Annotated in this window: 10 protein-coding genes and 1 riboswitch; all 10 genes read right to left on the minus strand. The window is 50.3% G+C overall.

Annotated features, from left to right (window positions below):
• Positions 1-98: 98 nt before the first annotated feature.
• Positions 99-1,121, minus strand: coding sequence for an ABC transporter ATP-binding protein (locus AC0MA3_RS24985; RefSeq protein WP_379164173.1), 1,023 nt, complete (start codon positions 1,119-1,121; stop codon positions 99-101).
• A complete protein-coding gene (locus AC0MA3_RS24990; protein ID WP_379164176.1) occupies positions 1,118-2,134 on the minus strand; it encodes an ABC transporter ATP-binding protein in 1,017 nt (338 codons plus the stop codon). Before AC0MA3_RS24990 ends, AC0MA3_RS24985 begins: the two co-directional genes overlap by 4 nt.
• Positions 2,101-3,045 (minus strand): ABC transporter permease, encoded by a 945-nt coding sequence (locus AC0MA3_RS24995; protein WP_474658184.1) that lies wholly within the window; start codon positions 3,043-3,045, stop codon positions 2,101-2,103. Before AC0MA3_RS24995 ends, AC0MA3_RS24990 begins: the two co-directional genes overlap by 34 nt.
• A 32-nt stretch (positions 3,046-3,077) precedes the next feature.
• On the minus strand, positions 3,078-4,049 hold the full coding sequence (locus AC0MA3_RS25000; protein WP_379164182.1) for an ABC transporter permease: 972 nt from the start codon (positions 4,047-4,049) through the stop codon (positions 3,078-3,080).
• A 114-nt stretch (positions 4,050-4,163) separates the two neighbouring features.
• Entirely contained in the window at positions 4,164-5,903 is a 1,740-nt protein-coding gene (locus AC0MA3_RS25005; RefSeq protein ID WP_474658177.1) for a peptide-binding protein, read from the minus strand.
• 599 nt (positions 5,904-6,502) lie between these two features.
• A complete protein-coding gene (locus AC0MA3_RS25010) occupies positions 6,503-7,735 on the minus strand; it encodes a GGDEF domain-containing protein (protein ID WP_474658178.1) in 1,233 nt (410 codons plus the stop codon).
• A gap of 45 nt (positions 7,736-7,780) precedes the next feature.
• Positions 7,781-10,162: a GH36-type glycosyl hydrolase domain-containing protein gene (locus tag AC0MA3_RS25015; RefSeq protein WP_474658179.1), complete on the minus strand. Its 2,382-nt coding sequence runs from the start codon at positions 10,160-10,162 to the stop codon at positions 7,781-7,783.
• 197 nt (positions 10,163-10,359) lie between these two features.
• Positions 10,360-11,781 (minus strand): flotillin family protein, encoded by a 1,422-nt coding sequence (locus AC0MA3_RS25020; RefSeq protein ID WP_379164193.1) that lies wholly within the window; start codon positions 11,779-11,781, stop codon positions 10,360-10,362.
• 22 nt (positions 11,782-11,803) lie between these two features.
• Positions 11,804-12,331 (minus strand): NfeD family membrane protein, encoded by a 528-nt coding sequence (locus AC0MA3_RS25025; protein WP_474658180.1) that lies wholly within the window; start codon positions 12,329-12,331, stop codon positions 11,804-11,806.
• A 176-nt stretch (positions 12,332-12,507) separates the two neighbouring features.
• Positions 12,508-12,696: riboswitch (cyclic di-AMP (ydaO/yuaA leader) on the minus strand.
• A 463-nt stretch (positions 12,697-13,159) separates the two neighbouring features.
• A partial coding sequence (locus tag AC0MA3_RS25030; protein ID WP_474658181.1) for an InlB B-repeat-containing protein occupies positions 13,160-15,310 on the minus strand: 2,151 nt, incomplete at its 5' end.

Here is a 15,310-nt window from a genome sequence, read left to right on the forward strand (position 1 = left end):
AAGAATGACCAGAAAGGGCATGTTCCCGCAGCCGCTTGCAGGCTTCTGGAACATGCCCTTCTTATCGTACCTTATCTATGATTACATTGGTTCACATCTCATGACTTTACCAGGGGAAAGTGGCAGGCCACCATTCGACCTGGAAGCAATTCCTCAAGCGCCGGCTCCTGCTGGCGGCATTTCTCCTGGGCCATCGGACAACGGGTATGAAACCGGCAGCCTGAAGGCGGATTAGCTGGTGAAGGAACGTCGCCCTGCAGCACAATCCGGTCTTGCTTCCGTCTTGGCGTTGGTTTGGGAATGGCCGAGAGCAGCGCTGCCGTATAGGGATGCAGCGGAGCAGCGAATAACGTCTCGGTCTCTGCAACCTCAACCAGTTTACCCAAATACATAACGCCTACACGATCCGAGATGTGACGGACCACATTCAGCCCATGCGCAATGAACAAAAAGGTCAGTCCAAGCTCCTTCTGCAGCTTCATCAGCAGGTTAATCACCTGGGACTGCACAGAAACGTCAAGCGCAGATACCGCTTCGTCGGCTACAATGAACTGCGGATTCAGCGCAATCGCACGTGCAATCCCGATCCGCTGGCGTTGCCCGCCCGAGAATTCATGCGGATAACGGTTTCTCCGCGATGCGTCCAGACCCACCAGTTCCATCAGCTCCACGACTCTGGCATCGATCTCCTTGGCTGACATGCTCCGGTGAATCCGCAGCGGCTCGCCTATGATATCCTTGACCAGGAACCTCGGATTCAACGATCCGAACGGGTCCTGAAAAATAATCTGCATCTTCTCCCGCAGCTTTCGCATATCCTGATGGCTCAAAGAGTGGATATCCCGGCCACCAAACAGTACTTCTCCCTCAGTGGCACTCTGCAGTCTGAGCAATACCCGCCCAAAGGTGGACTTGCCGCATCCGGATTCACCAACCAGCCCAAAGGTTTCCCCTTTGCGGATAGACAAGGAGACACCGTCTACCGCCTTTACCTGCCCAACGGTCCGGTTCAAAAGACCTTTAGTGATCGGAAAATATTTCTTGATGTTCTTCACATCCACTAGAACTTCAGCCGTGGAGGTTGTCTCCATCATCGGTTCGACTGCTGTCTCATTCGTCATGCGTGTCTCACCTCATCTTTGTTGTCAGCTTGAACCGGCTTATCCTGAAACAGCCAACAGGCCGTACGGTGATCATCTGTGATCATGAAATCCGGCGGCTCCTTCATAGTGCAGACCTCCATTGCATGCGGACAACGCGGATGAAAGCGGCAGCCTGCCGGAAGCTGGCCGATTGGCGGAATGGTTCCTTTTATCGTATACAGCTCTCCGCCGCGTCCCCCCTCAAATCCGGGAATGGATTGCAGCAGACCAATCGTATAAGGATGACTAGGATGATCAAAGATTTCTTCTACGGTACCTTCTTCTACAATCGCCCCCGCATACATAACAGCAATACGGTCCGCCATTTCAGCCGCTACCCCCATATCATGGGTGATCAGCAGAATGGACATACCAAGCTCCGCCTGAAGCTTGCGCAGCAAGTCGAGAATCTGAGCCTGAACCGTAACATCCAGGGCGGTTGTCGGCTCATCTGCGATCAGCAGCTCAGGATTACAAGCGAGGGCAATCGCGATAACCACCCGCTGGCTCATCCCGCCTGACAGCTCATGCGGATACTGCTTTGCCCGGATTTCCGGTGCCGGAATGCCAACCAGCTTCAGCAGGTCGACAGCCATTTCGGCAGCTTCCTGGGCGTTTTTATTCTGATGCAGCTGCAGACTTTCGGCAATCTGATCGCCTATCGTGAACACCGGATTCAGTGTGGACATCGGATCCTGAAAGATCATAGCGATCTGATTGCCGCGGATTCTTCGCATCTCTTCCTGCGACTTGGCTGCGAGATCCTTGCCGTGGAAATTAATATTGCCTTCAAGAATCATTCCGCCTGCGTAATCGATCAGCCGCATAATCGCAAGCGAAGTGACACTTTTGCCGCTGCCGGACTCACCCACCAGACACACCGTCTGACCTTTATCCACTGCAATGGAGATTTGGTCGGTTGCCTTAACCATCCCTTTTTCTGTAATAAAGCCGGTGGTCAGTTTCCGGATTTCGAGTAATTTTTCCGCCATTTGTCCAGCCTCCTCCGGGATTTGGTCACTTGCTGTCTGGGATCCAGTCCATCCCGAATTCCATCGCCGATAAAGTTAACCGCCAGTACCACAAGCAGGATGCATAGTCCCGGATAAACCGCCTGCAGCGGATCTACGAGCATGAATTCCTGTGCATTACTGAGCATAAGCCCCCAGCTGGTAGCCGGAGCCTGAATACCAAGACCCAAATAGGACAGGGCCGACTCACTCAGAATCGCACCTCCGACCATTAGAGTCGCATTTACGATAATCGGGAAGCTCGCATTGCGGAGCAGGTGGCGGAATATAATCCCCCAGCTTGACACCCCGATTGCCTTTGCGGCCTCCACATACTGCATTTCTCTAAGCTGCAGGAAGTTCCCCCGGACTAGCCGTGCGATACTCATCCAGCTGGTCAATGCCAGAATCAGAATCATATACTCGATCCGGGAGCCGAATATCGCCAGCACGAGAATATTAAGGAATAGCGTAGGCACCGAGTTCATCACGTCCACAATACGCATGAAGACGGTATCCACCCAGCCGCCGAAATAACCTGAAATCGCCCCGATAATCGAACCGATGGCTACGGAAGCAAAGGCTACTGAAAACCCGATAATCAATGAGATTCTTGCACTGTACAGCAGCCGGGTGAGAATGTCACGGCCGAGCTCGTCTGTCCCAAGCAAATGCCCCTCAGCTCCGGGCTTCAGGTTGGCGAACATCAAGTCAATGCCATCCGGTTTATACTTAGTGAGAAGAGGAGCGAGCATTGCAATCACTATGAAAAAGAGCAATACGACAAGTCCGCTCATCGCGTATGGGTTATGTGAGAACTTTTTCCACAGGATGACCCAAGGTCCGGGAGGCTTTTTGAATTTAGCCGCTTGTTCCAGATCCAAAGCAGGCATTGCATCAGCAGGCAATTGTGAAGGCTCAGTACTCATGCTGTTTTGCCTCCCTGCTTACCGAGCTTGACCCGGGGATCTACTATTGCGTATAAAATATCCGCCAGCAAATTGCCCAGTACAACCATGACCGCCGTTACAATGGTTATAGCCATGAGCACTGAATATTCGCGCTGGGTGGCCATTTGCACGAACCAGCGTCCCATGCCCGGCCAGTTGAACACACTCTCCGTTAAGGCAGCCCCTGCCACCAGGATAGGAAGATCCAACCCCAGAATGGTAATGATCGGAATAAGTGCATTGCGCAGCGCATGGTGGAAGACTACCTTGCGTTCCTTGACACCCTTGGCGCGTGCTGTCCGGATATAATCCTGGTCTAGCACTTCAAGCATGCTTGCCCGTGCATACTTCATATAGGAGGCTAAAAATCCTAGTGACAACACGGTTACAGGCAGCACAAGGTGCATGAACAGGTCACTGATGTCTCCTTCTTTTCCCCTTGTATGCATATCAGACAGAGGAAACCAATTGAGCTTCAAGGAGAACCACTGCTGCAGCAATATCCCGAACCAGAAGGTCGGCATAGCAAAACCAAGATACGAGATAAAGGAGGCCGACTGATCGGACAATCCATATACTTTGGTACTGTTATATATCCCCCAGGGAATTGCAATGATTAGAGACAACAGCCACGCAGCTCCCATGAGAATGAAGGTGTTGCCGATACGGGGCCAGAGCAAGTCCGCAACCGGCAGATGATTCTTAAACGTATAGCCCAAGTCGCCCTGCAGCAAGCCGCTAATCCAGCGCACATACTGTACAGGGACAGGTTTATCCAGGCCAAGATTATGTGCTTGCTGCTTGAAGACTTCCGGTGAAAGTCCAGGAGACAGCATCATCTGGGTCGGCCCTCCGGGAGCCGCATGAATGAGAAGAAAGGTAAGTATCGTAATCAAAAAGATCACCAGTACCGATTGCAGTACGCGACGGATCAGATATTCTGTCATCTAATGTCCTCCTAGAGATGGTAAGGCACAGAATCACGTTCCCCCAAGACAAAAGGAGAAGAGGAAAGAGAATTCTCTTTCCTCCCCGTAATTCTATTTCCTGTGTCTGCTCGTTTAGTCGGTAACCCACCATTTGAGAGCATGGAAGTACTGTCCATAGCCCAGTGACGGCTCAGGAGCATCTTCCTCTGCCCAGTGAACTCTAGGCCCCGTACCAATGGCTTGCCCGTATTGATACAGGAATACGTAAGGCAGGTCAGTAGAGATTTCTTTACCTACTTCTTTATAAATTTCTTTACGCTTCTCTTGGTCAACCGTAGAATAACCATCTACCCACAGCTGATCCAGCTTCTCATTCTTATACCAGCCGCTGTTCTGTCCAGCAGGTGGGAAGTACTTGGAGGAGAAGATGCTCTCTGCATCCGGATCCGGAGTGTTCAGAGACCATGCCAGCAGCAACGCTTGGAATTTACCCGGTGTTACGTTCTGGTCAATCCAGGCTGCAAAGTCAATGGCTTTCGGCGTTACTTCAATACCGACTTCCTTAAGATTCTGCTGGATGACTGCTGCGACCTGCTCACGACGGCTGTTGCCCGCGTTATACTGCAGTTCGAAGGAGAACCGGTGTCCGTCTTTGGTGAGAATGCCATCCTTACCGGCAACCCATCCGTCTTCTGCCAGCAGCTTCTTCGCTGTTTCCGCATTGTAGTCATAGTTGACAGCTGCATCCCCCGGATCAGCCCAAGTATCCGGCAGGAACGGTGCGTTCATTAGGGCTCCGACACCCTTCAGAATGTTATCGACCATCCCTTGGCGGTTCAATGCGTGTGCAATGGCCTGTCTGGTCTTCTGTCCCGTGAATAAACCGTATTTGTCTTTGAAGTTCTTGGCATCGAAGTTGAACATTACATATTCGTACTGAGCGCCCGGCTTCTGAATGATATGAATCGAGTCGTTGGCCTTGACGGCCTCAACCTGTGTAACCGGAATAGCACTGATATGATCCGTGTCGCCCTTCAGGAGAGCTTGAACCTCGGTATTCTGATCAGCATAGATTTTGTAAACCAACTGTGCGATATGAGGTTTAACTTCGCCCCAGTAGTTGGGATCAGCATCAAGAGTATGGCTGTCACCCTGTTTCCAGGAAGTCCATTTCCAAGGTCCGCTTGTGACGGTCTTGGCCGGGTCAGTACCATAAGCATTGGTTTGCATTTCTTTCGGTGCAACATCCTTCAAAATATGCGATGGTACAATAGCCTGGCAAAGCGCGTAGAGGAAAGGCGCATAAATCTTGGACATTGTAACTTTTACTGTGTGGTCATCCACTTTCTCTACGGTCTTCACTTTGTCAAAAGCACTCGTAAGCGGTGAGCCGGTTTCCGGATTCTTAGCAGTTTCAATGGTATATACCACATCATCGGCTACAATCGGCTGACCATCACTCCATTTAATGGTATCTTTCAATTTAATCGTGTACGTCAGTCCGTCTGCAGAGATTTCCGGCAAAGACGCTGCCAGAGACCAAGGTTCTGCCTGTACGTTTCCTTGACGGTCCAGATCATAAAGCTTGGCAAATACGAATTCTGCCAGATCACCCGAAGAAGTGTCGTTAATCATAAGAGGATTAATATTTACGATATCGGAAAATGTGCTCATTACCATCGTACCGCCATCCACCGGGGCATCTACAGCCGGTTCAGAAGCAGCGGGAGCTTCACTTGCGGCTGGAGCAGAGCTCTCTGCCGTAGCACTTGGTGAATTAGTTGCGGTGTTATTTGTACTGCACCCTGTGAATAGAACCCCTACAAGAGATAGAACCAGTAAGCCAGACCACCATTTTCTCTTTTTCGCCATCCTGTTTACTCCTCCTTTTGTTAGATCCGTGTAACGTCTGAACTACCAATACCGTTGCAACGCACTCTCTGTCCTAATAAACCTTTGTTCAACCTCCCTTGTGTAAGTCAAACGTTTTTGCCATGTGTCATCAAGGTATGTAACAATACCTTACAAGGAATCTTTTACTCCTTAAGCCGCTATCCGCTGGAATAGACCGAAGGTCAATTAGCTACAGGACAGCACCTATAGGGAAGCTAAGCTTTCCCGTATAAATTATGGTTTATATTACATGTTAAATTTTCTTACGTCAATATCTTTTTTATCCGTTTTTTACCTTGTATTATTTCTATATAATGTATTTGATCTCCTTATTCATCCATTATATTTCCTGCGCAAGTTATTAATTCCACTAATAGTTAAGGAAAACAAATAGATAGGCCAAATGTTACCTTATCAATGTAAACATTATGTAAGATTTTCATTTATGAATATACATTTTCATACAAAAAAAGAAGCAAACGCTGTTAAGAGGCCGTCCACCTCTTCGCTGTTCGCTTTTTTAATATACAGATTGTTGGATCGATGTCCGTCAACCAGTCGAGTATGTAGTTGCCCCTTTACTTGCTCACACAATTTCTACCTTTTTTCTTCGCGCGGTATAGGGCGGTGTCCGCTGATTTCATTACACTTTCCGTGGTTTTGTTCTTCTCGTTCTTCTGGGAGACCCCGATGCTTACAGTTATGTAGATTTGCTTTGCGGCTTTTGTGCCGGAGGATCTTTTTTTGGATTTGCTTTTGGATCGGCCCTTGGCGCGCAGGGTGAAGGCCCGTTTGGATATCTTTTCCCGCAGCTCTTCGAGATGGGGCAGCACATCATTGATGTTTTTACCCGGAAAAAGAATCGTGAATTCCTCCCCGCCATAGCGGAAGGCCCTCCCTCCGCCAGAAACGTCCTGTAAGGTCGATGCCACCAGCTTTAACACTTCATCTCCTGTGTCATGCCCGTAGGTATCATTGAATTTTTTGAAGAAATCGATATCCAGCATCGCAATAGCATAGTTAAAGCCCAGCTTCATCATGTCCTGCTTAAGGGCCCGCCGCGAGGGCAATCCGGTAAGCTCATCGGAAAAAGCCATCGAATACGAGTCCTGAATGATTGATAGAATAAGAACAATCCCTGAAATGGCAAAAAATATTGAATACAGCAGCGGACTGCTGCTCTGATGCAGCACGTAGAACATGGCTAGCAGGACACTAATGAATGAAATTTCCTGTGTGGAGGACCGGTGAACGATGAACCGGACCATCAGGATGGCAAAAGTGACCACAAATGCAATAACCGCCAGCTGCGGTATGGGTGTCATATTGTGAAGATTAACCGGCACTACCTCAGTATTTAATAGGTTTAACCATTCTCTCTCTCCTGATTTGATCTGCCAAAAGAGAAACAGGCATTCTGCCAGGATCAGAGCGATCCGAAGAGTTCCCCATAAACTGATAATGCCCCGTTCTTTAAAAAACGAGAACAACGCAATATTCAGCGGAATCACCAGGCAGATGATGGAGTAAATATCCTCCGGTCGTACTGCAATGCCTGGGATTTCCGGTAAATAGGTTGTTGAGGCCAGACAAACCGCCAGAATAACCAGAATGTAGAATTCCCTGCTCCGGTTAAATTTCCAGGATAATATGGCTCCCACCCCAAAAATAACATAAGGAGAGAGCCTTACCACCCCAAGCTGCGAATCAGACAAAGTATTCATTTGGACAGACAAAAAGTAGGCTGCTGCAAGAAGAAAAAAGGGTATGGCTCTGGAAAAGAAAGCTGTAATCGTCGTTCTCAAGCTCAATAATTCCCTTCATGGAGTATTTCTGTGGCTTCCTATTATATCGGTTTATTGAGGCGGCAGCTTCACCACAACGTCATATTCCCTTCCAGCTTCCACATCTTTGATTATGCCATCTTCGATGCGATTGCCGTTCACGTACACTTCCGTAGCAGTCACACCAGCTTCACGTTTCATCGTGATATGCAGCTCCGCTCCTCTAAAGCTCCGTTTGACCGACGCCTCTTCCCATTGCGCAGGAAGCTGAGGGTGGATACGGATTCCTGCCTCATTCCCCTGCACTCCAAACAGGCCGTCAATCAGGCAGCGGTATACCCATGGTACTGTCCCTGTATTGAACAAATGACTGGAGCGCCCGGCGGTACGCGGGAATTGTCTGTAAGCACCCCGATAATAGTTAGGGATGAACACAGGCAACTGGCCGCGTCTGACCAGATCCTCAGTATCCGGTCCGGGGATCATTTTGCGCAGCAGGCGGTAGGCATCCTCTTGTTCTCCCACAGCGTAAAGCGCATAGATGTAAAAAGCTGCCGCATGGTTATATACCGCGCCATTCTCGGCGGTTCCCGGATGCTTCTGTGTGACTCTGCCCACATCCTCGCGCATGGCGGTGTAGGACGGCGCCAGCTTTTCCAGACCATAAGGTGTTTCCAGCTGCTCCTTGACCGCCTGCATCAGCTTCTCCTGCTTCGAGGCATCCGCAGCCCCGCACAGCAGAGCCCAGCCCTGAGGATTAATAAAAATCCGTCCCTCCGTATCCTTGCTGATACCGAACACCACATTATCATCAGTGATTCCCCGGGCATACCAGTTGCCGTCCCACAGATATTGGTTAATGGCCTCATTCGCCTTGTCCGCCGCCGCAACTAGTGTTCTGCCAAGATCCGGCTGTCCGCTTTTGCTGCAGATGTCCGCCCAGATCAGGAAGGCATAAGCGGATGCCATGGTCAGCCAGCCGGAGACACCTTTACCTTTGTAGCCCACCATATTCATCGGATCACACCAGTCGCCCTGGTCGATATAGTTCAAACCGCGCTCATCCGTTGCCTCCATCAGCCAGAACATCGCCCGGTTAATATGTTCCAATACAGTAGCCGTTTCTTCTCCGCCCGCAAAAGCAACCTCTTCCTCCAGAATGGTGTAATCATTCGTTTCATCCAGGTAGGTACTGAGGCAAATCGGCAGCCAGACACAGTGATCCATATGCGGAACCTGATTGATATACTTCAGCTCAGCCGCTTCATGCAGAATAATTCCATCCGGCATAGCTCCGTTTGCCTTTTGCTGGCTTAATGCCGTAAGAAACGCATTTCTTGCCATCTGCGGCTTGATATAGCTCATTCCCATATTGTCCTGGAGGTAGTTCCGGGTCTGGGGGTCTGTGGTTAGACGGTTGGTCTGGCCATGATAATACATTTGCCGCGGCAGCCAGTGATTTACGAAGTTGTCCAGATCAGGATCAGGCGTCTTAATCTCAATGCAGCCTTTGCCCTCCTGTATGTACCCGGCATATTCCCGCTCCGCCGCAGCAAAGCCGTCCTCACCGCCGGACTCCGCATTCAGGAAATACCGCTGGCGGATCTGCGCGACCTCTTCTTCCGTCTTGGCTGGACCAAAAATAAAGCGGTAATGCTTGTCTTCACCAGGCGCAAGCTCCGGGCTGTATTGCAGGACACACAGCGGCATCTCATAGCGGGCATCCCCTTTGGAGAGCTCTTCCTGCTGAACGGCCGATGGCATACCAATCCCGCCCTCCCCTTCAAAGGCTTCCTGGCTGGCTTCCCAGGCGCGCGGCGGCTGGTCGGCAAGAAGAAAAGTTCTATCCTTAAGTTGCTTGATCTTCGCATAGTCCTGATATTTCTGATACGGGGTAATTGCGGTGCAGACCATCGCCTGCAGCTCCTCGTGGTACTCCGCCGACTGATTCATCCAAGACATATAGCCCACCGTAAAATATGGATAGATGCTCAGCTTCCGCTTCCGGTCCGAGAGATTCTTCACCTTTACACGCCATAGCTCCATGGCCTCGTCTTTGGGCAGACTGAGTGTCATTTCTACAGCAATACCAAGATGTTCAAGCTTCCAGACAATATGGTGTTTTCCAACCGCAAAAGTATACTGATCCGGCAGAACGCGAACAGGCTCATATGGCGCCGAGAAAATCTCCCCGGTCTCTTCATCCTTCACATAGAGAAACCGGCCGGGATGATGAGCATAGTAGGGCTGCTCCGGCTGCATAAAGGTCTTCGCTTCCAGATTCGGCGCATAGGAATATTTGGCAGGCTCAGGCTGCATAAACTGCGCGACCGCATACCCGCGGCAATTGACGTGAATCATCATCTTCTCATTCCATAGAAACCCTGAAGCTTTGGGGAGCTGAGTGGGGCTCGTCAATTCAACATATTCATTGTCTTCTGTAGCTCTAATCATTATTTAGCCTCCCTATATTAAGTACCTATTCATTCTAATCACATAGTAGTTTTAGTATAACGGTCATAGATGAGATAGTACATTGTCCAATGGTAACGTTTTCGGCAGCAGCAAAATAAGGGATGTCCCGTAAGTGGGACACCCCAGCAGTATTATGAGTAGGAACTTTTGTAGTATAGAAATACAAAGCCGTGAAATTACTGCTCTTTGTTCCGGCCGAGCAGCCCACTGAGAGCCTCTGTCACGTTCATACCGGTAAGGGTCTGAGTTAATTCAGGAACCTGGGCCATGATTTTGGCGATATCACCGGTAATTTTGTTCACGCCGGATGAAGTTCCATCCTGGGAAATCACTGTAATCTTATCCACCTTGGCCAGCGGAGAAGCGATCTTTTCTGCCAGCTCTGGCAGTACTTTTAAGAATTCCACTGTAAGCGCGGCTTGCGTGAACTGTTTGTACGCTTCAGCTTTCTTCTCGAGCGCCCCTGCTTCTGCCGCTCCAGCCAGTTGAACAATTTCCGCGTTGGCTCTCCCCTTCGCCAGTTCTGCTTCCGCAGTCGCCAGCCCCCGTTTGGTCATGGTGGCCGCCTCTGCTTCCGCCTCAAGAATCTGCCGCTGCTTGGCGGCTTCCGCTCTCATGATCGTAGCCTGGTTCTCCGCCTCAGCAGGCTTGATCACCGTCGCCTCCAGTTCTTTCTGTCTCAACTCAACTTCGATTTCCCGGACGGTACGGTTAGCCTCTGCTTCCATCTGCGTGATCTTGACCTGCTCGGTAACCAGCGACTGTTTGATCTTGTTCTGCTGCAATTCGTACGCAAGATCCGCCTGCGCTTTCTTCACTTCTGTCTCCAGCTTAAAGTCTGCCTGCTTAATGTTCAATTCCTTCTCGAACTGGGATTCCTTGGCGCGGGCTGCAGTTCCTGCTTCAATGGTAGCCTGATGCGCATTGGCTTTGGCAATGGAGGATTCTTTCTCCGCCTCGGCTTGCTTGATCTGAATGTCGCGTTCCGCTTCGGCTTTGGCGATGCTGGCATCACGGCGGATGCGCTCAATCTCCGGAACCCCCATATTGTCGATATATCCTTTGTCATCAGTAATCTTCTTAATGGTGAAGCTGACTACCTCAAGCCCCATCTTGTCGAGATCTTCCGAGCAGGTCTCCCGCATCTTGCTGTTAATCTCGTCAGGAGTTTTTAGAATAGATTCCACCGTTAATTGTCCGATCAAGCCGCGCAAATGACCTTCCACCGAATGTAGAATAATCGTCTCGCGGTCTTCCTCCGGCCGGTCGATAAACTGCTCACTGGCAGTCAGAATAGCCGTAGGATCGCTCTTAATCTTTATCTGGGCTACCGCCTCCAGGTTAAGCTTGATGCCTTGCTTGGAGAACATCGCCTGCGCCGGGATAACATCGAAGCTCATCAGCATCATGGAGATGGTCTTATTGTTCTGGAAGCCGGGGATAACGAACGTCCCGCCGCCCTGAACTACTCTTTTTCCGCCAAGGCCGTATACAATCATTGCCTGATTGGGCGGAACCTTTTTATAAGCGTTCACGATACTGAACAAAGCCAGCAGAATTACAACAACGATTCCCGAGATTAAATAAAGAATAACCATTATGTCCGACACTCCCCATTAATTATAATTGTTCGATTTCACTCTCGAAAAGAGTTACTGTCGCCATTCCTTTATCCACCTTCAAAATAATCACCCTGTCGCCCTTGGCAAGCTGCTGGTCGGTTTCTGCCCGCACTCCAATAGAGCGCATCGTCCCGTGCAGTACATATTTCATTTCTCCAACGGCTCCATCCACCGCAGGTATGCTGATGTACCCGAGTTGCCCAACCTGCTCATAATCCATTTCATTCATGCTGCTGTCATACCGGGTCATCACCCGGGCCAGCACCGTATACATCAAACTGCCGAGCAGCAAGGCAACCACGGTGCAGATCAGCACCACTGCAAGTAGATTCATTCCTGTAAATCGGGTAAGCACATAACCAGTCCCGCCCCAGACCGTGACGAACACCATCAGAGGGAGTATGGGCACAAAGCCCGGACCGCCAGCATCGGCGCCTCCCGCATGAAGATGACCCGCCAAGCCATGCCCATGAAATCCTCCGCTGAGGAGGAGCAATAGTCCAACCCAGAAGCACACGATAAACACAGTAACGATAATAACACCCCCTTTAAAGCATTTAAAATAATGCCCAATTGCTCTAATTCCCGTTGTTATAAGATTTTCAGTTCCTTATACAGACCGTCTTTCCTCTCTGTATGCGCAACAAAAAGACCACAGAAGCGGCAGGGCTCTCCGTGGTCGGTTAATCGATCATGGCGCTCATCCTCTCTCTTCGAGGCTTACGGGGTTAGCTGACGGATTCGGGCAGCGAGATTGCCCTACCCTGCTGGTACTGTGCTATTCAGTATGCAGCAAGGATTCACCCCAGGGTGAGCGGCTGCTATCTGAGCAAAGCCATATTCACCATTGGTTCCCCCGTTCCCGTTGCCGGAATTCAGCCATTTGAGAACAGTTATATTACATTCGGTTGTTGATTTGAATCTTACGCCTGTGGCCATTTATTGTAAAACATGGCGGACGACAAAAGAAACCAAAAATGCCGCCCCTTCACGTATGAATGCGTATTCTTTCGTTTCGCTCTTAAGCGGCCGATGATTTGCTCCTTTTTGCTCCATTTCTTGCAAGCTCTCCCAATGGCCGAAGCCAAGGCGCACGCACTATAAACCTTAGGCGCTTACGGTGTTGACAGCCGGGTCGAAATCCGGAAACAAAGCTGACCGCTGCCGCTTTTCCGCAATCTGTCCGTCCTCTCCGCTAAAGCAAGCCACCCATGACCAAAAACGCAGAGCAGCGATCCTTCAATAACTGAAGAATCGCTGCTCTGCTCACTTTTTGTGGTTTTAAGAATGAAGAAAACTGCCTTCCGTTAACAGCCCCAAATTACACTTGTCCCTTTTTCCCAGAGAACCGTCATTAGTTAAGTGAATCCAACAACGTCTTTAATTGCGGGTTGAGCTTCAGCGCATTCAGGATGATCTGCAGTGCTTCTGCACGTGTGGCATTGCTCTTAGTATGAAATTTCCCATCTGCTTTGCCTCTTATGATACCAGCTTGTGCTTCAGCTTTGATCTCGTTTGCTGCATAGGAGCCCTTCAGGTCATCGAAATTGCCTTTGGTGGTGTCCTTCGTTACGTTGCCAAGGTTTATGACGCGGGACAAAAGGACAACCATTTCCTCGCGGGTGATTGTTTTATTTGGCTTGAACGTAACATCCTCGTAGCCGCTGATAACTCCTGCCTCTGCGAGCTTCTCGATGGCGCCTTTAGCCCAGTGGTTACCGACGTCCTTAAAAACAACACCAGTATTGCTGCCGTCTTTGATATCGAATACCCGACTCAGAATCACTGCAAATTCAGCGCGTGTGATCTCACCATCCGGCTTGAACGTACCATCCTTGTAACCTTCAATCACATGGAGCCTCACGAAAGTATCGATAGTTTTTTCGGCCCAGTGTCCTTTCGTATCAGCAAGTTCAATCTTAACATTAGATTTCTTAGCTTCCTCTACCTTGGACTCGAAAGCATTAACTAAGTTTATTACATTAACAATGCTGCTATTAAATACATCAACTGCTGGTTTCGTAGAACCAGGTGGTGTCACTGTTGGCGTTATACTGTCCGCCGGCGTACCACCCGGTGATGGCTGCCAGGATACATCCTCCCGATTCACTGTTACCATATACGTATTGCCAGTCCCGTCCGGGGCCGTTACGCTAATCTGAATCAGGTTCGCGCCCACCTGTAAATTGTTGGCTCTATACGTATACATATTGCCGGTTACGGAACTGTATACGGCTCCCGAAACGGTAAACGTCGCATGAGAATCCGCTGTGGTAAAAGAAAGATTGCTGCTTGAAACGGAATTAGCTACACCATTCACGTTATATTTCATAGTTGCTGCTGTAAATGCTGGTGTCAATGTCCCTTGATCCACTGACAAGCTGGACAACAGTGCATTTGATGAGATCCATTTCGCATAGAGAATGGCATTCGCCGATCCCATGTTGAAAGTGGCATTCGAAGCGTAGTCGGTGCCGCTTCCGTTAGCGGCAGTGTTCCAGCCTGCGAACGTATAGCCCGTCTTCACCAGTGCTCTAGTGTTCCCCAGCACCGTCACTGTGTTCCCTTGCTGATAGCTGTTGCTGTCGGTCGGTACTGCACCGCCGGTGCTGCCGTTTCCGTCATACGTTACGGTGTAGGTCGGATTCGCCGTCCACTTCGCATAAAGCGTGGCATTCGCCGATCCCATGCTGAAGGTGGCATTCGACGCGTAGTCGGTACCGCTTCCGTTAGCGGCAGTGTTCCAGCCTGCGAACGTATAGCCCGTCTTCACCAGCGTTCCCGTGTTCCCCAGCACCGTCACCGTGTTCCCCTGCTGATAGCTGCTATTGTCAGTCGGAACTGTACCGCCGGTGTTGCCGTTTCCGTTATACGTTACGGTGTAGGTCGGATTGGCTGTCCACTTTGCATAGAGGGTGGCATTCGCCGATCCCATGCTGAAGGTGGCATTCGAAGCGTAGTCGGTACCGCTTCCGTTAGCAGCGGTGTTCCAGCCTGCGAACGTATAGCCCGTCTTCACCAGTGCTCCAGTGTTCCCCAGCACTGTCACTGTGTTCCCCTGCTGATAGCTGTTGCTGTCGGTCGGTACTGCACCGCCGGTGCTGCCGTTTCCGTTATACGTTACGGTGTAGGTCGGATTCGCCGTCCACTTCGCATAGAGGGTGGCATTCGCCGATCCCATACTGAAGGTGGCATTCGAAGCGTAGTCGGTGCCGCTTCCGTTAGCAGCGGTGTTCCAGCCTGCGAACGTATAGCCCGTCTTCACCAGCGTTCCCGTGTTCCCCAGCACTGTCACTGTGTTCCCCTGCTGATAGCTGCTATTGTCAGTCGGAACCGCACCGCCGGTGTTGCCGTTTCCGTTATACGTTACGGTGTAGGTCGGATTCGCCGTCCACTTCGCATAGAGGGTGGCATTCGCCGATCCCATACTGAAGGTGGCATTCGAAGCGTAGTCGGTGCCGCTTCCGTTAGCAGCGGTGTTCCAGCCTGCGAACGTATAGCCCGT

The organism is Paenibacillus sp. LS-5 (assembly GCF_056121505.1).